Below are 18430 nucleotides of genomic sequence, written 5' to 3' on the forward strand. Positions count from 1 at the left end.
ATTTTTTATCGGTAGCCGGTATCAATTTCGATTTGTTCAACTGTTTTTTCTGGTGTCATGTGCATGATAACTGCTAATTCACCCAACATAGGGTCAGTATGTATCCAATGATAGCTGTTTTTCAACATTGAACTTGTTACATTATAAATGTATTCACTCTCATTTTTCTGCGATTCATTTTTTACCGTAGCATCAGTTGGCAAATGGTCGAGGATTAACTGATAGGCTTCCTCCACTGTTGGAACTGGTTCTTTAAATGTGATGATTGGTTTCTCACATCTTCCCGTTCCTATTGTCCTGCACTTCAACGTTAAGGTATCGGTCTCATAGTCTCGATCTGTTTTCTTCTCCATTTGGGACTCGAGGAATTCCAGCTTATCATAATACCCGCCTTTTGCTGTGGTCGCTATAGTCGTTGCCTCAAGTTTTTTATTGTAATAGGTATACCTCCCATCACCAAATGGGTCATCTTCATTGATTTCCTCTTCCTCTACTACTCCTAATTCTTCCTCAGCTGGTGCATCTGCTTCGGTTGAAGTATTCATAGTATCCTTTACTAAAATAGCGCTTATTGCTACCGCAAGCACGACTAGTGTCACTCCCCCTACCATTCTACTTGCAACGAACGCCTCGCTTACTCGTTCAGCCATTCGGTACACAACCCTATTTTTCCCGCTAGACATCTGTCTTTCAAACACCTTCCTGAACCCTTCACTTAGTAATTGGAATGTTAGGAGGAGTAACGTAAGGGCTATCGCAGGGAATAACGGAATCCACACAGCTTTCATAACCTCATATCGTGCTGCCGACAATAAGGCTGGCCAGTCAAACACTCCAGTTGCAGAATTATATCCAGCTTCGTCATGAAAAACCCCACCACCAGGAATATAGTCAATCGCATGCTCGATAAAGTACTGGAATAATGCAAGCTGTCCTACTAGTAAAGTAACCCGGCCCAAATCATTAAAAAAGTTGACGACCAAACTTTGAGCAACGGATGGCAGATAGTGCATCACTGATAATTGAAACGGCGTACTCCCCACCGTCACACTCGCTTGGACAAACTCTTTTTGAGAGACCTCATATATCTGATGAGCAAAAATATAGCTAACCCTTCCGACTTCGATGAGCGCTATTAACATGACCTTCCAATACACACCGTTTTCAAGACCATCCACCTGGAAAATTTCCAATAGTAAAATCGCCGCAAAAATCGTAGGGATACTTCCAAACATAGAGTACCAACCATTGGACACCATATAAGCTATTCCTTTTTTCGTGGAGGCCAAAAAGGCCATTGGTATTGCAATAATGTAGCGAATTAATGTAATTAACACGATAATTTTCAGCGTGTCTTTTGCTCCTAGAATAATCATACTTAAGATGTCTCGGGCTTCACGGTCTGTTCCGAGAAGGTCTTCCTTTGAAGGCGGGAATGGTGCTCTTCCAATTTCGCCTCCATCGTAAAATCTCATTCTATGCTCAGGAGGAGTGTGCTCAACAAACGAAAGCTGTGGTCCAACAAGGCTAATAAATAACATGAGACCGAATAGTACTAAACCTGCCCAAAGCGACCAATTTTTCATAAGCACCCCTCCTCCCTAGTATCCTGCCTTTAAGTACGAGATAATAAAAAGCACAAAAATCCAAATAAAAGCATATTGTAAAATCACTTTTGTGATTGTAGTCCAAATATTACGCTTCTCTACTTCGTACCTGTTTTGCCAAATCACACTAACGATTTGGGTGATTAATAGAAGCAAGACAAAGCAGAGCGAAATCTCTACGATTAGCCCAATTTCTGGAAATTGTCGAAATGGCTGATTCTCAGGTTTCGTTAAATCCAGTCGTTTAATCGATACCATCATCCGCCAAGCAGCACCCTTATATTCCATTAGCCACTCCACAATTAATAGATTTGAAACGACATACGTCATGACAACACCAATATGCTGTAAGATTGAGCGCAAGCATTTTTTTAGGATATGCTTATGGATGACAAACCTCTGCGTCAAACCTTTCGCACGTGCATATTGGATATACATCTCTCCATCTTCATTGGCAAGGGCTGTGAACGTGATTCTGGCAAAATACATCATCGGATATAGGGATACGAGAAATCCCGGCAAAATGAAGTTAAACCACTGGTCATGACCGAAAAAGTCAATAAAATTAAAGTGAATCAAAATGACCCATTGTAACACAATAATCATAAAAAAATCCGGTAAAGAATTGAGGATGGAGGTTACCCCTGTTCCTAAAAAATTTAAGTATGTATAGCGATTTCGATAATCAAAAATCCCCTTAGCGATCCCTAAAGTAATCGCTAACAAAAAGGCGGTAGCAATTACTGATAAACTTCGCGGGAAATATTCAAGGACAATTCCTTCGTACGCCTCCTTATTTTTTGTTGCACCAAGACTTCCGTCGGTTTGCAGATTGCTGATAAACTGCTTGATTGTGTTCCAGCTTTCGGAAACAGGTAGCATTGTTTTTATTGTGGAGAAAAACTTTGCCACATCCCCATTTCCTAAAAAATAGGCAATGCCAAGAACAACAAGACCAAAATAAAGAATCGAAATAAGATCCCGCCCACTAAATACTCTTAATCTTCTAAGCAACCAAATCCCCCCTTACCAGACTGCCAATTGTAAAAAATAGGAATACATACCTATAGACTACCATATATGTTATTTTCAGAAAATACCCATAATATAAGACGAAAGAATTAGAGGAAAGGTTTCAAAGTTAAATAAGCGGCGGCACACCATCATAGACCTGTTTTTTATAAGACTTGTTCTCGAAAACATATTCTTGGTACTATTTATGTATTTGTCTCTGAGACACCTACTCAAAGACAAAAGTATCAAGCAATCACGTCCATCTCCCATATTCCTCATAAAAAAAGGACCAAGAGAACCGTCCAACGGTTCCTTGATCCTTATAATGCCTTTTCATTTCGATTAAGCACTCGTAAAAAATTTTGTTCAAATAGCGGCATTTCGTCTGCTGAAAGCTGGGATGCGAAGATATGCTCACTTTCTTTTTGCAGTGTTTGAAGTAGCAAGAGCATGACAGTTTGAACAGTGATGTTTGGATCGATCAATTCCGCCAAGGATGCCATTGTTTCCGGCATCACATTCGGATAGACAAATTTCGTCTCTGCTCCCTGCAGTCCTGCCTCGTAAAATCGGCGAATGATCTCCGCTCGCTCCGAGCCACTTCCGGTCACACCTAAATAGATTTGCACGGCAACGCCATTACGAAGGCGACGCTGGGATATCCCGGCAAACTTTTTTCCAGCTATACTTAAATCATAGCTTCCTGGACAATACGATCCGACAATCTCACGGGCCACGATATCCACTTCATAGCCATCAAGCATTTTTCGAATCAATTCAAGCATCGTGTCATAGCCTCGATTAATATCAATGCCTTTTTCCGTTTCAGGAAATATGAGTGAAATATTGAGTACTCCCTCATCAAGAACAACAGCTAGTCCACCCGAATTCCGTACAATCACACGATAGCCCATTGACTGAAGGAGTTCTATTCCTTCATCTAAAAAAGGCAACTTTGTATCTTGAATTCCAAGTACAATGGTTTGATGATGAACCCAAGAACGTGCAGTAGCTGGTGATTCTCCTTTTCCTACAAACGCACAAAGCGTATCATCTATCGCAAATGATTGTAATGCATCAAATTGATAGCCTAGACTAGATTGATCGATAATCCGCCAGCTCGGCTGGTGTAAAAGACTTTCCGTCATAAGACATACTCCTAATAAATAAATTACAATTGAACCCAAAAAACCAGGCAAAGCCTGGTTTTAACATTCCCTATTTTACCTTTAATTAACGAAATTGGCTACCTCGTAATGGGAGGCTTTGCTCATTTTGTAGGCAATCATTTGATTGATCTTTTTTTCGATGGCCTTCACCGAGGTATCTAACGTAATCGCTAATTCTTTAAAGAGTATTTTTTGAATATGAAGAAGAAGTCGGCGATCATGTTCAGATAATTTCTTATCGATCAATTCAAATTCATATTTTTTACTCATGATTGTATTTAACACACCTGAAATTTCTTTTCTGTCTCCAGAAGAAACTATTTCAGAATATTTTTTATGGCGTTCCGAACCATTGTCAATCCACTGAACTCCCGGCAGCTTGAATGAGTCCAATATTTCTTCTGACTCACTTTTACCAATGATCCCCTTCATAAGAATACGATCATTGTCTACTGGGTTTTGAATCGTCAAAGTGCTATCCTCAATTGGGCTCATTATATAATATTTTCGAGTAATCCCAGAATATGTTTTCTCACATATATCATCTATTCGACAAATCCCCATGTTTGAATAAATCACCAGATCCCCAATATTAAACATGTATCATGCTCCTATTCAATGGATTGTCAACTTAGTTGACTATACTAATCATACTCCATTTCTCAAAAAATGTCAACTTAGTTGACGTTTGAGCCGGAATGTGCATATGTTGCTTCACCCGATTTACACATCAAGGTTTTTCACATATTGTGCATTTTCTTCTATAAAGCGACGACGCGGTTCTACCTTATCGCCCATCAGCATTTCAAAGGTTTCATTTGCATCAAATGCATCCTGCAAACTTATCCCCGTTACACCTCATTATTCTTTTACTTTTCAGTTGCCATTTCAGTTAATAAGAGTTCAATTTTATGGTTAACGGTTCTTTCTACCTCTTTGGCTATATCCTCAAACGTAGTATCCAATGCAATGGCTAACTCTTTGTACAATATTTGTTGAATATGTAGAAGAAGTCTTCGGTCAGGGTCTCCTAATTTCTTATCAGTCATTTCTACCTCATACTTTCTACACATTAATGTATTCACGATCCCAGCGATATCCTTCCGATCACCCGACATCACAATCTCGTTATATTCTCTTGTTCGTTCATTTCCTTTCTCGATCCAAGCAATTCCCGGACGTTTAAAGGATTCTAACATGTCTTTGGCATCTTGACGGTCAATGATCCCCACCATCAGGACTTTATCATTATCAACTGGATTACGAATTATTAAGTTGTGATCCTCGATTGGATGCAAAATATAATACTTTCGTGTAACACCCGAATATGTTTCTTCACAAATATCTTTAATTTTACAAATACCGAGCGATGAATAGACAACCAAATCCCCAACTTTAAACATTCCTCACTACCCCCATCCCACTGATTGTCAACCTAGTTTACAATATTTAGTTTACTTTTTATTTTTCTTTTTGTCAACTTAGTTGACAATGGTGATAATTTTTTGTATAGTAGGTGCGATTATAAAAACGGGAGTGGACGAAATGGATCCTGTACTTCAACATTTAGATTTAATTGACCTTTTAAGTGAAAGGCATGGTCAGCTTCGAGGGATTGCCGAAAAATTATGGAATGAGACGAGCGACATTGCCATTTCGAACTCCGAATGGTACATTATGTCGAGAATTTATAAAAAGAAACCAACAATTGCATATGTATCAAAGAATGTAGACATTACAAGACAAGCTACTCATAAATTCATCAAAAACCTCAAGGCAAAAGGCCTCGTCAACGTCATGGATGTCGAACACAATAAAAAGGAAAAATGGATTGAACTCACACCACTTGGTGAAGAATGCTACGAGAAAAATGAGGCACTTAAAGCGAAGATTGAAAAGCAACTTATAGAAAAAATAGGGGAAGAGCAAATCGAACATCTTAAAAATGTATTAAAACTGGATTGGGGAATATGAGAGTTTGGTATTAAAAATTCGATTATTGACGATTTACTGTCACTAGCTCCAAAAGATACCCCATAAAAAATAGCCATGTCCCCGACATGGCTATTCCTTATACTCTCATCCTTACAACGCTTGAGCTGCTGTAATTAAAGCAAGCTTATATACGTCTTCTTCATTGCATCCGCGTGAAAGATCGTTTACTGGCTGATTTAAGCCCTGTAAAATCGGTCCTACCGCTTCAAAGTTTCCAAGGCGTTGTGCAATTTTGTACCCAATATTTCCGGCTTCAAGGCTTGGGAACACAAATACATTCGCATCACCCTTGATTATGGAATCTGGTGCTTTTTTCTTAGCTACTGATGGAACAAATGCCGCATCAAATTGGAATTCTCCGTCCAATACTAACGTTGGGTTCATTTCTTTTGCAATCTTAACGGCCTCGACAACTTTTTCTGTTTCAGGAGACTTCGCAGATCCCTTCGTTGAGAAGCTTAGCATTGCCACTCTTGGTTCAATATCGAACATATCTGCTGTATTTGCACTTTCGATTGCGATTTCTGCTAAATCTTGGCTGTCAGGTGTAATATTGATTGCACAATCAGCGAATACATATTTCTCATCCTCACGGACCATGATGAACACACCTGATGTTTTCTTCACACCTTGCTTTGTTTTAATAATTTGAAGAGCAGGGCGAACGGTATCTGCAGTAGAATGTGCTGCACCACTTACAAGCCCGTGTGCTTTCCCAGTGTAGACAAGCATGGTTCCGAAGTAATTTTCATCCTTAAGGATTTTTCGAGCATCCTCTTCAGTTGCTTTTCCTTTGCGTCTTTCAACAAATGCAGCAACAAGTTGTTCGAATTCAGGGTATGTATTCGCATCATAAATTTCCACGCCATCAAGTGAAACGCCAAGTTCATTTGCCTTTTGTTCAACCGCTGCTTTTTCACCAATGACAACTGGCACTAATACCTTGTCACTTGCTAAACGGCTTACAGCTGTTAAAATACGCTCATCTAGTCCTTCTGGAAATACAATTTTCATGTTCTTCCCAGATACCTTTTCTTTTAATTGAGTAAATAAATCGCTCACTATTCTTCCTCCTAAATCTAATGCATTTTATGTAATGGGCATTATACCCCAATCAAATGCGCCTTGGCGGATTTGCCGCCCGATTTTTTTAGGCCCACCTGAAGTGGGTCACAAAGACTTGCCACAGGATGTGGCGTATTTAGTCTTTGGTCTTAGCCTCGAAAAACTTCCATTGAAAAATCGTGGCATCCGCCGGAGGCTTTAACTTTATTCAGTAGGGGTTGAACCCCAACTGAATAAAGTTAAAACTGCCAACCATAAGAATACGGCTTTTTTCACAAAATGAAAACCAAAAAGCCTTAGGAATCCTGTGACAGTATTATGACACTATCTTCAATTTTCCCAACAACCTGACAAATTACTCACACTCCCTTATGTTCACAAAATTGTTCGGAGTTTACTAAGTTAGCTATAGGGAAAACTGTGATATAGTATTGGTGAATACATATTCTATAAAAAACAAGGAGTGAATAGTTATGGCTGAAGCAGCACAAACGCTAGATGGCTGGTATTGCCTTCATGATTTCCGCTCGATCGATTGGACATCCTGGAAAACTCTTTCAAGTGATGAGCGCCAAGCAGCAATTCAAGAATTTCTTGGTTTAGTAGAGAAATGGAATAAGACACAAAGCGAAAACCAAGGAAGTCATGCCTTATACACGATTGTTGGTCAAAAAGCTGATTTCATGATGATGATTCTTCGTCCAACCATGGAAGAATTGAATGAAATCGAAAACGAATTCAACAAAACAACGCTGGCTGAATATACAATTCCTACATACTCATATGTGTCTGTTGTTGAGTTAAGTAACTATTTGGCAGGCGAAAGCAATGAGGATCCATATCAAAATCCTTATGTTCGCGGACGCTTATACCCAATCCTACCAAAGAACAAATATGCGTGTTTCTATCCAATGGACAAGCGTCGTGAAGGCAATGACAACTGGTACATGCTTTCTATGGAAGAGCGTAGGGAACTTATGCGCAGCCACGGCCTAATCGGTCGTCAATATGCTGGACTCGTAAAACAAATCATTACAGGTTCAGTCGGCTTTGATGATTACGAGTGGGGGGTAACCCTCTTCTCAGACGATGTGCTTCAATTTAAAAAGCTCGTATATGAAATGCGCTTTGATGAGGCAAGTGCTCGTTACGGTGAATTTGGAGCATTCTTCGTTGGTAACATTTTAACTGAAGAAAAAATTCCACAATTTTTGCATATTAACTAAAAAAGAGAGGAGCTTTCCTCTCTTTTTTTTCATCCATATTCATAATCCTTTTTCCCCGCTCATACAATTCAATGATGAATCTTCAAAAATATATCCACCAAAAGTCTAATAACATATCCCAAAAAGTAGACACCTATTTTTCACCTTAACAATACCAGGCAGCTCGACCAACTGAGATTGCACTTGCACGAAGGGTACTAAAAGGGGAAAGATTTCACCCTGCCAGGTTTTCTTTATGGTTTTTTGAACCAGAAGGAAACTGTCCGGCACAATGGTATAACCAGTGGAACGTAGGAAGGTTTAAAGCACACTGCTTCTACCAGCCTACACGGGAGGATTGTCCTGACGTATTCTAAGGCAATTCGCCTTTTAGAAAGAGAACAAACATAATCTGAGGAGGGCTTACATTGAGTAAAGACAATCAACAAATGCAAAATCCATATGCTGCTTACGGGTTTAACCCTCAAAGCTATGGCCAATATGGAGGGTACATGGATCCAAGCCAATTCGGGTATGGCTATCCGTCCCAGCAACAACAAGGAGGCTTGCAGGTGCCGCCAATGACAACACAATTTCCTACTGGTGGTGTCGCGCAAAATGTACCGGGTATGCTTCCACTAGAAGAATCCTATATTGAAAACATTCTTCGTCTGAACAAAGGAAAGCTTGCGACTGTTTACATGGGCTTTGATAACACCAATCAACAAAAGGTATTCAAAGGAGCTATAGAAGCTGCTGGTCGTGACCATCTTATTTTAAGCGACCCACAAACAGGCATGCGCTACTTATTGTTAATGGTCTACTTACAATACATTACTTTTGACGAAGAAATCGAGTATCAATACCCATTTGGCGGCGGAGGCCAAGGCCTAGTATCTTATCCACCACGCTAAAAAAGAAAGGAGTGTCCAAAAGACGCTCCTTTTTGCATGCTATAAATGTTTGATTGCTGCGACCATCAATAAAACCCAGCCAAGTAAAAAGGCAACACCACCGAGTGGTGTGATAGCACCAAGGATTTTAATTCCAGATACACTTAACACGTACAAGCTTCCTGAGAATAAAATAATCCCTACCAACAAGCTCCAGCCGGCTGTCGTAATCAGACTTACCTGAGAAAACTTGTCCACTAAAAACGCCACAACAAACAAGCCAATCGCATGAAACATTTGATATTGAACCGCTGTATTCCAGGTTTTTAAATATTTTTCCGTTATCTTACCTTCTAATCCATGCGCTCCAAAGGCACCAAGCGCAACCGCTAAAAATGCGTTAATCGCTCCCAATATTAAAAATAGCTTCATTTTCGTCCCATCCTTTTTGAAAATTCTATTTCATTTTATCATATTCATTATAAGATAGTAGTAAGAGGTGTTTTTGTTATGGACCTAGATATTATTCCTGTCGGAGACATGGCCTTGCAGGTTTTTTATAAAAGCCCCGCATCTGAGGGGTTGCAACGCCAAATTCAACAAACTACCAAACAAATAGAAGAAATGAAATTACAAGGCGTCGTCGAGCTTGTCCCTGCTTTTCAATCCATCACGATCTACTATAATCCCGTTCTTACTTCCTATCAAAATCTTTCTGAGCAGGTATCTGAGATTTGTAGGGGCAATTCTGCAATGGAGAATGCCTCACCAAAAGAGATAATCGTATTACCAACCTGTTACGATGGAGATGACCTTGAAAATGTGGCTCGAAAGTCTGGGCTATCAACCGAAGAGGTCATTTCTTTACATAGTAGTGTCGACTATCTCGTCTATATGAACGGGTTTTTACCGGGCTTCCCATATTTAAAAGGGCTTCCATCGCAGCTTGCTACACCACGCCTCTCCAATCCCAGACTTATCGTTCCTAAAGGGGCCGTGGGCATCGGCGGTGACCAGACAGGAGTGTACCCGCTCGAATCACCGGGAGGGTGGAATCTTATTGGGCGTACCCCGGTGCCCCTCTTTTCCCCAGATAAACGAGATCCATTTTTACTCAAAGCAGGGGATTACTTGCGTTTTATGCCCATTTCTGTCACAGAATATAAGGAAATTGAAAGTCTCGTAAAAGAAGATCGATATAAGATTGAGGTGAAAACAATTGAAAACAATTGATCTAAATTGTGATTTAGGTGAAAGCTTTGGCGCCTATCAAATGGGGCATGACGAAAAGGTTCTATCCCATATTTCGAGCGCCAATATTGCTTGTGGGTTTCATGCAGGAGACCCCCATGTGATGAATCAAACCGTACAGCTTGCGAAAAAATATGGTGTTTCCATTGGGGCCCATCCAGGATTTCAAGACCTCGTAGGGTTCGGCAGGAGGGCTATGGCCGTTACACCGGCTGACGTCTATGATCTTATTCTCTATCAAATTGGCGCCCTGTCTGCCTTTTCCCAGGTGCAGGATGTCAAGCTCAGACACGTAAAGCCACATGGAGCCCTTTATAATATGGCTGCAGTCGATGCGAATCTAGCTGAGGCAATCGCTAAGGCAATCGCTAATTTCGAACCACAACTGGCGCTATACGGGCTCGCCGGCAGCAAGCTAATAGAGGCAGGAGAAAAGGTCGGACTCAAAACAGTTTCAGAGGTGTTTGCCGACCGAACCTATCAATCTGATGGAACCTTAACCCCCAGGACCAGGCCAGACGCCCTCATTCACAATAGTGATGATGCCATCAAACAAGTCCTACAAATGGTGAAAGAACAAACCGTCCAAACGACAACTGGGGACATCATTCCAATCAAAGCAGACTCCATTTGCGTTCATGGCGATAATATCCATGCCCTTCAATTTGTACAGGATTTACGTAACGCACTCAGCAATGAAGGTATCACAATTAAGGCAATCAGGTGATCAAAATGAGACAACCACTTTTTACCGTCATTAAAAAAGGGCTTTATACAACATTTCAAGACTTAGGTCGTTATGGCTACCAGCAATTCGGTGTTGTTACAAGTGGGGCAATGGATACTTTTTCAAGCCAGCTTGCAAATATCCTTGTTGGGAATCCGAGAGGTGAGGCAGTAATTGAAATCACCATGCTTGGACCAACATTACAAGTAGAAGCAAACTCGATCGCAATCGCGGTTTGCGGTGCTGACCTAAGCATGACCGTGAACGGAAACAAAGCGCCTTTATGGAAATCATTTATCGTGAAAAAAGGGGACATGATTCAGTTTGGTAAACCAGTCTCTGGAGCTCGCGCATACTTAGCAGTTGACGGTGGTTTTAAGGCTGAAGAAGTGCTCGGAAGTAAATCATATTACGGTAAGGCAAAGCTCGGAACGGAAATCAAAGATGGGGATATTCTTTACGGTACCTCTTGTACTTCTCGAAAAAACACAGGTCTTTCTCGCCACCTTATTCCAACTTTCAGTAAAGAAATCACCGTCCGTGCCATTCCAGGGCCACACGAAAATTATTTTACAGAGGACGCCATTGAACAATTTTACAAAGAAAGTTATCAAGCTGTGCAAGGCGATCGAATGGGCTACCGGTTAAAAGGGACACAACCATTACAGCATAGAGACAAAGCTGAAATCGCCTCTGACGCCATCCCGCTTGGTGGGATTCAAGTCCCAAGCAATGGAGAGCCTATTATCCTGTTAGCGGATCGGCAAACAACCGGAGGCTATCCTCGAATTGCAACCGTCATTTCTGTTGATATGTATAAAATAGCCCAACTGCCACCCGGTGGCAGTATCCGGTTTGAGCGATGCAGCATTGAAACCGCCCATGAACTGTATAAAAAAAGAGAAAAATTTCTTCAGACCCTCCAAAGGTGATGTCCCTTTGGGGATTTTTTTGCCCAATACTTAGATATCGGACAAAGCCAAAACTTCACTCAAAAAAAGGAGGCTCTCTACTTAAAAATCAAATAGAGAGTCCCCATTCGCATCATCTTCTTCTAATTTGGCTGTGTTTTGAATCGTCGTCGGCTGCATCGTCTGAATTGGCTGCACACTCTGCGGCAACGGCTGAACTGGCATAGACTCAACGCGTCTTACCTCAGTTGGCGCCTCATCCAAAACAAGGTCACATAAGGTTCGAATGGCCATTAACCGCTCTCTTACCTTTTGTTCGCTTGCTTCACTCTTTGCTGACTGTAATTCCTGTTGCATTTTATCTAAAATCTTACCTAGTGATATATTCACAAATTTCAACTCCTATGCCCGAATATCTACGTTGCAGGAAGGCTGTTGCTTCGTCTTTAGCTGCTTTTCTTCAAACTTCATACAATGTGCACCAGAGGATCTAAATACCGTGATGGAAGGCATCGCTTGTGTCTTAAAATTAAAGGCACGACAGCCACGAGGAAACTTCGGGTCCCATGTCGTATAAAAATGCTTGCACTTTAAGCAATTGACTCTCTTCTGCATCCCTTCACTACCTTTGTAAAAATCGTTACCTCTATTTTCCCACGGAGAAGGAGGTGCGTCAAACTCACATTTTGAAAATCTAGTAATTGGGATAGTGACAACGCTAATTACATAAAAAACCCCTCAGATCGTCTCCGAGGGGTATTTACGCAGGAATTATGTAAAATTATTTACCAGCAACTGCGTCTTTAAGAGCTTTACCTGGTTTGAATGCAGGTACTTTGCTAGCTGCGATTTCAATTTCTTCACCAGTTTGTGGGTTGCGGCCTTTACGAGCTGCACGCTCACGAACTTCGAAGTTACCGAATCCGATTAATTGTACTTTATCTCCGCTGCTTAATGCATTTTGAACTGCTTCAAATACTGCGTCTACAGCTTTTGTTGCATCCTTTTTAGATAGTTCTGCACTTTCAGCAACTGCACTGATTAGTTCTGTTTTGTTCATTTTTCAATCTCCTCTCCAAATAAGCACATATTCTTTTTACCACTTTTTTCATAGGTTCGCAAGATTTTAGGCTAAAATATCCTATTAAACTTGTGGTATAAGCTATTACATCACTAGATTAGCCAAAAAACAAGCGTTTCAAACTAATTTCCTTAAAAAATTTAAAAAATATTTGTTACTACCAAGTTTTACCGAAATTCTCGTTTTTATACTTGGAAATACTATAAAAAAATGAAAGGAGATTTTAAAATGGCTCGAAGAAAACGTCGTCCACTTGTTCCCGAGGCAAGAGAAGAACTCGACCAACTTAAAGCGAACGTCATGAGAAAACAAGGGTATAAAACAGACCCAGCTAATCCTGATAACGTGAAATACGAAGTTGCTAGGGATTTAGGCATCCCGTTAAATGATGATTACAACGGTAACCTTACCTCCAAACAGGCTGGCAAGGTAGGCGGAAACATTGGTGGCAACATGGTAAAAGAAATGATCCGTATGGCACAGGAAAACTTAAATAAACGCCAGTAAGGGGGCATAATTCAAAATGGCAAAAAAGAAGTATCGTGTTGGCCAAGCCAATCACAGCCAATACAAGGTGGCAAAAGGACCAAAAGCAAGGGAATCCGGCTATGAAGCAAGCTATGAGTATACAACAGGCAATGAAGTTGGAGAAAAAGACAAATAATCTTTTACTGCCCAAAACGTGTTGGGCAGTTTTTCTTTTACACTCCACCTAATTATCGCTAAAATGGGAGATACAAACGCTTTCAACCAGGAGGTGGATCCATAACGTGTCTACCCTTTCAAAATTCCTATACGTTATTGGGGCATTGTTATTTCTCATTACCTTTTCGCTTACCTGTTTTTATGCCTATCAAATTTTCCATTTTGGTAGCAAAGCCAAAACAGCCATTGCCAATGAGCCTCGCTATCATTTTGTGCTTGTTCCACAGGAGCTTGATAATGATTATTGGCGACTTGTTGAGGATGGTGCAAAAGATGCCGCCAAGCATTTAAATGTGGCCCTTGAATATACCGGCCCAAAACAAGCAAATACAGAAGAGCATCTTAAGACGCTCGAAATGGCCGCTGCTTCTAGAGTGGACGGCATTTTGACACAAGGGCTTCAAGAAGAACAATTTACACCACTGATTAATCAAATTGTTGAAAAAGGAATACCGGTGATGACCGTTGATACCGATGCAGTAACAAGCAAGCGATTCTCTTATGTTGGGACTGATAATTACTATTCAGGTTTTATCGCAGGCAAGGCATTAATTCAAGATACAGCCGGGAAAGCGAATGTCGCGATCATTACTGGACATTTCTACGCCTCCCATCAACAACTGCGTGTTCAAGGCTTTAAGGATGCCATTCAGAATGAGGAAGGGATTCAAATTATTGCGATAGAAGAATCAAATATCACAAGGGTTCGAGCTGCTGAAGCTGCGAATAAAATTCTTAAAGAGCATCCAGAAGTCACTGCCTTTTATGGAACAAGCGCTTTGGATGGTATCGGAATTGCCCAGGTTGTTGAACATTATCAAAAGCAAGACCAAATCTATATTATTGGATTTGATACGATTGAAGACACGATTCATTATATGAAAAAAGGCACAATCGACGCTACGATCATGCAGGAACCTTATCAAATGGGGTACCGATCCGTTCAAATGATGATTGATTTAATCGAGGGCCGAAACGTTCCAGATACAGTACATACGGAGACTAGAGTCATTCGGGCTCAAGACCTGCCACTTGATTCAAAGGGTATTATAAGGATGGATCCATCATGATTATTCGAATTCGCACGAAATTGCTTCTCTATTTTATGATTGTCTTTATCCTGTTAAATGCCGTTGCTTTTTTGTTTTATAAAAGCAGTGAAAAAATTGTTTCAGAGTATGATGATAGCTTTGAAAAATTTCTGTTATTGAATGATATTTCACAACAGGTTACTCTCGTTCATGAAAAAATGCAATCCTATATCATTGAAGAAGAAGACACCTTCCTCAAAGATTATTATCGCGCGAGAAAACAGTTGATAACCTATCAAGGGCAATTGACCAGTAGACTATCGAATGAAAATAACGCCATTACTCTATCAAATTATAAAAATATGATAAGTAGTTACATTGAGGCTTCCGATTTAACGATTGGCATGTTCCAAAAAAAAGAGATTAACCGGTACTCGTCACACCTTAATGAGGCTACAAAATTTTCGGGTTTTATTCAAGAGACAACCTTGTCATTAGTCAATAATGAACTAACTGATTATCAATTATTCTATAAAGAAATCGAAAAGCAGAATCGCTATTTTAGTTTAATGGGAATGTCTTTGTTTAGTTCAACTCTATTATTGAGTTTGCTCCTGGCCTTTTGGCTATCAGGAGGAATCACAAAACCAATTCGGCAATTATCGGAGGCAGCCGCTGAAATATCAGAAGGGAACTTTTCCGGTGAGGAAATCAAGGTAACAACCAAGGATGAGTTAAAACTATTAACAAATACCTTTAATCAAATGAGGCTTAACATCCGTCAATTGGTAAGTGAAATTAAGCAACAATCAGAGCTCGATAAATTACTAAAGGAATTGGAGTTAAAAAGCCTGCAAAACCAAATTAATCCTCATTTCTTGTTTAATACACTTAATACAGTATCAAAGATGGCTTACTTGGAAGAGGCTGAAAACACTTCTCGGTTAATCGAAGCGATCGCTGCGTTGCTTCGTTATAATTTAGGAGATTTACATAAATCCTCTACTCTCTTAACTGAGGTGAAGATTGTCAAAGAGTACTTCTATATCCAACGTACCCGCTTTGGCGAACGGATTGATTTTAAAGTCGAGGTTGACCCTGATTGCTTACACATTGACATACCGACACTCTCCCTGCAGCCCATCATTGAAAATGCATTTATTCATGGGATTGAATCGAAAGAGGACGGCGGCATTATTAAGCTAAATGTATGTCAAAGGGACGACCGGATATGTGTGGAGATTTCAGATAACGGGGCCGGGATGGATGAACCTACGTTAACCAAACTTAGACAAATGGCAGAAGGAACTTCACATGAGGATTTGGTTTTACTCGAAAATTCAACTGGGCATTCAACAGGGATTGGGGTAAAAAATGTCGTTCAAAGACTACAGCTATTTTATAAACGAATAGACATTGTCGAAATCGAATCCATTAAAGATGTTGGAACCACGTTTCGACTTCTGCTTCCTTATGATGATAAAGGGGGGACTGCTGATGATTAAGGTCATTATTGTCGATGATGAATTATTTGAACGGAAGGCGATTAAAAAGATTATTCAGAAGGAATGTCCAGATGTTGACGTCATTGATGAGGCTCCAAACGGAAGAATTGCCATTGAAAAGGCTACACAACTCAAGCCAGACATAATGCTAATGGATATTAAAATGCCTGGGATTGATGGAGTGGAAGCTGTTAAGCAAATTAAACAATTACATCCTGACATTAAATTTATTATGGTATCCGCCTTTAATACGTTTGAATACGCAAAAGAAGTGATGCAGCAGGGTGTGAAGGAATATATTTTAAAGCCTAGCCGAAAAGATGATATTTTAGCTGCGATTCGTAGAGTACAAGAGGAGATTGAGGAAGAAAGACGACAGGCCGAAGCACAATCTGAGCTCAAAAATCGCATGAAGGAATTGCTCGCTCTCGCCCAAAAGGAAGGAATCACATCAATCAATAAGGATCATCCGCATTCAACCGAGCTTTGGAAAAACAATCAACTTCATGAGCTATTATCAAAAGCCAAAAATTATATTGATTTGCGGTACTATGAATCGCTCACACTTGAGGATGTTGCGGAATATGTGGAACTGAGTCCGTATCATTTTAGTAAGCTTTTTAAAGAAAAAATGGGCGTCACTTTCATTGATTATCTCACAACCGTTAGAGTCAATCAGGCAAAACGGGAAATGGATGACCCAAGTAAAAGCCTAAAGGAAATCTGCTACTCTGTTGGCTACAAGGACCCCAATTATTTTAGCAGGGTATTTAAAAAATACACCGGTATGTCTCCGTCAGAATACCGAAGTATAACCATAAATTAGCCATAAAATCAGCTTAACTCTAAGCTGATTTTTTTCTTACAACAAAAAAGTGAAGGCATTCGCAAAAAAGTGCAGATTGTAGTTTCTCCCCCTCCTCCTTATCCATGTTACATTAAGGTTGTTAACGCTTCCATTAAAAATAAGGGGGATTTTTACATGAAAAAAGGGTTTCTTTTGTCACTATTTCTTGTATTTGTTCTTGCATTGGCAGCATGTAGCTCTGAGCAAGGTTCAAAAGAGGAAAAAGGTGAAGACAAAGCAAAGCTTGATATCTTCAGCTGGTGGACAGGTGCTGGTGAAGAAGATGGATTAAAGGCTTTAATCGCCTTGTTTGAGGAAAAATATCCTGATGTTCCAATTGAAAATGCTGCTGTTGCAGGCGGGGCTGGAACAAACGCAAAGGCTGTACTTGCAAGCCGAATGCAAGGGGACGATCCACCGGCTACATTCCAGGTTCATGGTGGTGCTGAGCTTAACGATGGTTGGGTGGCAGCTGGAAAAATGGAACCGCTAAACGACCTATATGAAGCAGAAGGCTGGAATGACAAATTCCCACAGGATTTAATTGACATGGTTAGTAAAGACGGGGAAATCTATTCCGTCCCAGTAAATATTCATCGTGGAAACGTGCTTTGGTACAACAAGCATGTATTTGAAGAAAATGGCCTTGAAGCACCAACAACGTTTGACGAATTTTTCGAGGTTGCGGAAGCTTTAAAAGCAAAAGGAATTACACCATTAGCCTTAGGGGATAAAGAGCCTTGGACAGCTACTCACCTCTATGAAACAGTTCTATTAGGAGTGCTTGGTACGGACGGGTACGGAAAGCTTTGGACTGGAGAATTAGCTTTTGATGATGCAAAAGTTGTGGAAGCTACCGAAATTTACAAGAAAATGCTTGGATATATTAACGAAGACCATGCCTCTCGCAACTGGCAGGATGCTTCTCAATTAGTGGCTGATGGTGAAGCTGCTATGAACGTCATGGGTGACTGGGCGAAGGGTTACTTCGTAAACGACCTAAAGCTTGCAGTAAATGAGGATTTTGGGTATATCCCAACTCCTGAAACAGATGGAATGTTTATGGTTATTACAGATACATTTGGATTACCAAAGGGACTCTCAAATGCTGAAGATGTGAAGAAATTCTTATCTGTACTAGGTTCGACTGAGGGGCAGGATGCATTTAACCCATTAAAAGGGTCGATTCCTGCACGTGTCGATTCTGATGTATCGAAATATGATCAATACGGAAAAGATACCATTGAAGATTTCAAATCTGCGAAACTCGCACCAAGCTTAGCACATGGTTCTGCTGCTGCAGAAGGCTTCCTTACTAAGGTAAACCAAGCAATTAATATCTTTGTCACGCAGCAGGATGTCGATCAATTTATAGATTCACTTACTACAGCTGGAGCTGAATTGAAATAAGGTATGAAGGGGTT

At 40.4% G+C, this 18430-nt stretch carries 22 protein-coding genes and 2 pseudogenes; 13 read left to right on the forward strand and 11 right to left on the reverse strand.

Features of this window, described 5'->3' with window-relative positions:
• Positions 1 to 5: 5 nt before the first annotated feature.
• The 6 genes and pseudogenes from V7138_RS03115 to V7138_RS03140 all read right to left on the reverse strand — a co-directional run bounded on the left by V7138_RS03115 (position 6) and on the right by V7138_RS03140 (position 5193).
• A complete protein-coding gene (locus tag V7138_RS03115) occupies positions 6 to 1586 on the reverse strand; it encodes an ABC transporter permease subunit (RefSeq protein WP_335394184.1) in 1581 nt (526 codons plus the stop codon).
• Between the two features lie 15 nt (positions 1587 to 1601).
• A complete protein-coding gene (locus tag V7138_RS03120) occupies positions 1602 to 2621 on the reverse strand; it encodes an ABC transporter permease subunit (protein ID WP_335394186.1) in 1020 nt (339 codons plus the stop codon).
• 320 nt (positions 2622 to 2941) lie between these two features.
• Positions 2942 to 3769 carry a lipoate--protein ligase family protein gene (locus V7138_RS03125; RefSeq protein WP_335394188.1) on the reverse strand — a complete coding sequence of 276 codons (828 nt, stop codon included), beginning with the start codon at positions 3767 to 3769 and terminating at the stop codon, positions 2942 to 2944.
• An 81-nt stretch (positions 3770 to 3850) separates the two neighbouring features.
• A complete protein-coding gene (locus tag V7138_RS03130; RefSeq protein WP_335394190.1) occupies positions 3851 to 4390 on the reverse strand; it encodes a CarD family transcriptional regulator in 540 nt (179 codons plus the stop codon).
• A gap of 123 nt (positions 4391 to 4513) precedes the next feature.
• A pseudogene (locus V7138_RS03135) lies at positions 4514 to 4636 on the reverse strand (hypothetical protein); the annotation flags it as partial.
• Positions 4637 to 4659: 23 nt separating this feature from the next.
• Complete coding sequence (locus tag V7138_RS03140; protein ID WP_335394192.1) at positions 4660 to 5193, reverse strand: CarD family transcriptional regulator; 534 nt, start codon at positions 5191 to 5193, stop codon at positions 4660 to 4662.
• 142 nt (positions 5194 to 5335) lie between these two features.
• Between V7138_RS03140 and V7138_RS03145 the strand changes: the two genes are divergently transcribed.
• The gene (locus V7138_RS03145) at positions 5336 to 5764 is read left to right on the forward strand and encodes a MarR family winged helix-turn-helix transcriptional regulator (RefSeq protein ID WP_335394195.1); all 429 of its coding nucleotides are present in this window, start codon (positions 5336 to 5338) and stop codon (positions 5762 to 5764) included.
• Positions 5765 to 5875: 111 nt separating this feature from the next.
• Here V7138_RS03145 and pta read toward each other — a convergent pair whose 3' ends face one another.
• Positions 5876 to 6847 (reverse strand): phosphate acetyltransferase, encoded by a 972-nt coding sequence (pta, locus tag V7138_RS03150; RefSeq protein WP_335394196.1) that lies wholly within the window; start codon positions 6845 to 6847, stop codon positions 5876 to 5878.
• 476 nt (positions 6848 to 7323) lie between these two features.
• On the opposite strand from pta, the gene hemQ reads away from it, so the two are divergent.
• The 3 genes and pseudogenes from hemQ to gerQ all read left to right on the forward strand — a co-directional run bounded on the left by hemQ (position 7324) and on the right by gerQ (position 8969).
• Positions 7324 to 8076: a hydrogen peroxide-dependent heme synthase gene (gene hemQ, locus V7138_RS03155; RefSeq protein WP_335394198.1), complete on the forward strand. Its 753-nt coding sequence runs from the start codon at positions 7324 to 7326 to the stop codon at positions 8074 to 8076.
• 152 nt (positions 8077 to 8228) lie between these two features.
• Positions 8229 to 8432, forward strand: a pseudogene (locus V7138_RS03160) (cell wall hydrolase); the annotation flags it as partial.
• Between the two features lie 51 nt (positions 8433 to 8483).
• Complete coding sequence (gerQ, locus tag V7138_RS03165) at positions 8484 to 8969, forward strand: spore coat protein GerQ (protein ID WP_335394200.1); 486 nt, start codon at positions 8484 to 8486, stop codon at positions 8967 to 8969.
• Between the two features lie 39 nt (positions 8970 to 9008).
• Here the strand turns inward: gerQ and V7138_RS03170 are convergent, their stop codons facing one another.
• A complete protein-coding gene (locus tag V7138_RS03170) occupies positions 9009 to 9380 on the reverse strand; it encodes a DUF423 domain-containing protein (protein WP_335394202.1) in 372 nt (123 codons plus the stop codon).
• Between the two features lie 78 nt (positions 9381 to 9458).
• Between V7138_RS03170 and pxpB the strand changes: the two genes are divergently transcribed.
• From pxpB to V7138_RS03185, 3 genes are read left to right on the forward strand one after another with little or no spacing between them, the layout of a single operon-like run.
• On the forward strand, positions 9459 to 10181 hold the full coding sequence (pxpB, locus tag V7138_RS03175) for a 5-oxoprolinase subunit PxpB (protein WP_335394204.1): 723 nt from the start codon (positions 9459 to 9461) through the stop codon (positions 10179 to 10181).
• Positions 10168 to 10926 carry a 5-oxoprolinase subunit PxpA gene (locus V7138_RS03180; protein WP_335394206.1) on the forward strand — a complete coding sequence of 253 codons (759 nt, stop codon included), beginning with the start codon at positions 10168 to 10170 and terminating at the stop codon, positions 10924 to 10926. The genes pxpB and V7138_RS03180 overlap by 14 nt, the downstream gene beginning before the upstream one ends.
• Before the next feature lie 5 nt (positions 10927 to 10931).
• Complete coding sequence (locus V7138_RS03185) at positions 10932 to 11858, forward strand: biotin-dependent carboxyltransferase family protein (RefSeq protein ID WP_335394208.1); 927 nt, start codon at positions 10932 to 10934, stop codon at positions 11856 to 11858.
• A gap of 81 nt (positions 11859 to 11939) precedes the next feature.
• Here V7138_RS03185 and V7138_RS03190 read toward each other — a convergent pair whose 3' ends face one another.
• The 3 genes from V7138_RS03190 to V7138_RS03200 all read right to left on the reverse strand — a co-directional run bounded on the left by V7138_RS03190 (position 11940) and on the right by V7138_RS03200 (position 12897).
• Positions 11940 to 12227: a YwdI family protein gene (locus tag V7138_RS03190; protein WP_335394210.1), complete on the reverse strand. Its 288-nt coding sequence runs from the start codon at positions 12225 to 12227 to the stop codon at positions 11940 to 11942.
• A 12-nt stretch (positions 12228 to 12239) separates the two neighbouring features.
• Complete coding sequence (locus V7138_RS03195; protein ID WP_335394212.1) at positions 12240 to 12452, reverse strand: uracil-DNA glycosylase; 213 nt, start codon at positions 12450 to 12452, stop codon at positions 12240 to 12242.
• Positions 12453 to 12618: 166 nt separating this feature from the next.
• Positions 12619 to 12897, reverse strand: a complete 279-nt coding sequence (locus V7138_RS03200; protein ID WP_010677267.1) for an HU family DNA-binding protein — start codon at positions 12895 to 12897, stop codon at positions 12619 to 12621.
• A 249-nt stretch (positions 12898 to 13146) separates the two neighbouring features.
• On the opposite strand from V7138_RS03200, the gene V7138_RS03205 reads away from it, so the two are divergent.
• The 6 genes from V7138_RS03205 to V7138_RS03230 all read left to right on the forward strand — a co-directional run bounded on the left by V7138_RS03205 (position 13147) and on the right by V7138_RS03230 (position 18416).
• The gene (locus tag V7138_RS03205; protein ID WP_335394214.1) at positions 13147 to 13425 is read left to right on the forward strand and encodes an alpha/beta-type small acid-soluble spore protein; all 279 of its coding nucleotides are present in this window, start codon (positions 13147 to 13149) and stop codon (positions 13423 to 13425) included.
• A 16-nt stretch (positions 13426 to 13441) separates the two neighbouring features.
• Positions 13442 to 13582 carry a hypothetical protein gene (locus tag V7138_RS03210; protein ID WP_335394216.1) on the forward strand — a complete coding sequence of 47 codons (141 nt, stop codon included), beginning with the start codon at positions 13442 to 13444 and terminating at the stop codon, positions 13580 to 13582.
• A 106-nt stretch (positions 13583 to 13688) separates the two neighbouring features.
• Positions 13689 to 14693, forward strand: a complete 1005-nt coding sequence (locus V7138_RS03215) for a sugar-binding protein (protein ID WP_335394218.1) — start codon at positions 13689 to 13691, stop codon at positions 14691 to 14693.
• Complete coding sequence (locus V7138_RS03220; RefSeq protein ID WP_335394220.1) at positions 14690 to 16159, forward strand: sensor histidine kinase; 1470 nt, start codon at positions 14690 to 14692, stop codon at positions 16157 to 16159. The genes V7138_RS03215 and V7138_RS03220 overlap by 4 nt, the downstream gene beginning before the upstream one ends.
• Positions 16152 to 16985, forward strand: a complete 834-nt coding sequence (locus V7138_RS03225) for a response regulator transcription factor (RefSeq protein ID WP_438824306.1) — start codon at positions 16152 to 16154, stop codon at positions 16983 to 16985. The genes V7138_RS03220 and V7138_RS03225 overlap by 8 nt, the downstream gene beginning before the upstream one ends.
• Positions 16986 to 17141: 156 nt before the next feature.
• Complete coding sequence (locus V7138_RS03230) at positions 17142 to 18416, forward strand: ABC transporter substrate-binding protein (RefSeq protein ID WP_335394222.1); 1275 nt, start codon at positions 17142 to 17144, stop codon at positions 18414 to 18416.
• Positions 18417 to 18430 lie beyond the last annotated feature (14 nt).

The organism is Bacillus sp. JJ1533 (assembly GCF_036965045.1).
Taxonomy (GTDB): domain Bacteria; phylum Bacillota; class Bacilli; order Bacillales; family Bacillaceae_L; genus Ferdinandcohnia.

Coding starts and splice junctions, on each gene's coding strand:
- V7138_RS03115 (WP_335394184.1), bottom strand. CDS start 1,586: ATGAAAAATTGGTCGCTTTGGGCAGGTTTAGTACTATTCGGTCTCATG.
- V7138_RS03125 (WP_335394188.1), bottom strand. CDS start 3,769: ATGACGGAAAGTCTTTTACACCAGCCGAGCTGGCGGATTATCGATCAA.
- V7138_RS03130 (WP_335394190.1), bottom strand. CDS start 4,390: ATGTTTAATATTGGGGATCTGGTGATTTATTCAAACATGGGGATTTGT.
- V7138_RS03140 (WP_335394192.1), bottom strand. CDS start 5,193: ATGTTTAAAGTTGGGGATTTGGTTGTCTATTCATCGCTCGGTATTTGT.
- V7138_RS03145 (WP_335394195.1), top strand. CDS start 5,336: ATGGATCCTGTACTTCAACATTTAGATTTAATTGACCTTTTAAGTGAA.
- hemQ (WP_335394198.1), top strand. CDS start 7,324: ATGGCTGAAGCAGCACAAACGCTAGATGGCTGGTATTGCCTTCATGAT.
- V7138_RS03170 (WP_335394202.1), bottom strand. CDS start 9,380: ATGAAGCTATTTTTAATATTGGGAGCGATTAACGCATTTTTAGCGGTT.
- pxpB (WP_335394204.1), top strand. CDS start 9,459: ATGGACCTAGATATTATTCCTGTCGGAGACATGGCCTTGCAGGTTTTT.
- V7138_RS03185 (WP_335394208.1), top strand. CDS start 10,932: ATGAGACAACCACTTTTTACCGTCATTAAAAAAGGGCTTTATACAACA.
- V7138_RS03195 (WP_335394212.1), bottom strand. CDS start 12,452: ATGCAGAAGAGAGTCAATTGCTTAAAGTGCAAGCATTTTTATACGACA.
- V7138_RS03200 (WP_010677267.1), bottom strand. CDS start 12,897: ATGAACAAAACAGAACTAATCAGTGCAGTTGCTGAAAGTGCAGAACTA.
- V7138_RS03205 (WP_335394214.1), top strand. CDS start 13,147: ATGGCTCGAAGAAAACGTCGTCCACTTGTTCCCGAGGCAAGAGAAGAA.
- V7138_RS03210 (WP_335394216.1), top strand. CDS start 13,442: ATGGCAAAAAAGAAGTATCGTGTTGGCCAAGCCAATCACAGCCAATAC.
- V7138_RS03220 (WP_335394220.1), top strand. CDS start 14,690: ATGATTATTCGAATTCGCACGAAATTGCTTCTCTATTTTATGATTGTC.
- V7138_RS03225 (WP_438824306.1), top strand. CDS start 16,152: ATGATTAAGGTCATTATTGTCGATGATGAATTATTTGAACGGAAGGCG.
- V7138_RS03230 (WP_335394222.1), top strand. CDS start 17,142: ATGAAAAAAGGGTTTCTTTTGTCACTATTTCTTGTATTTGTTCTTGCA.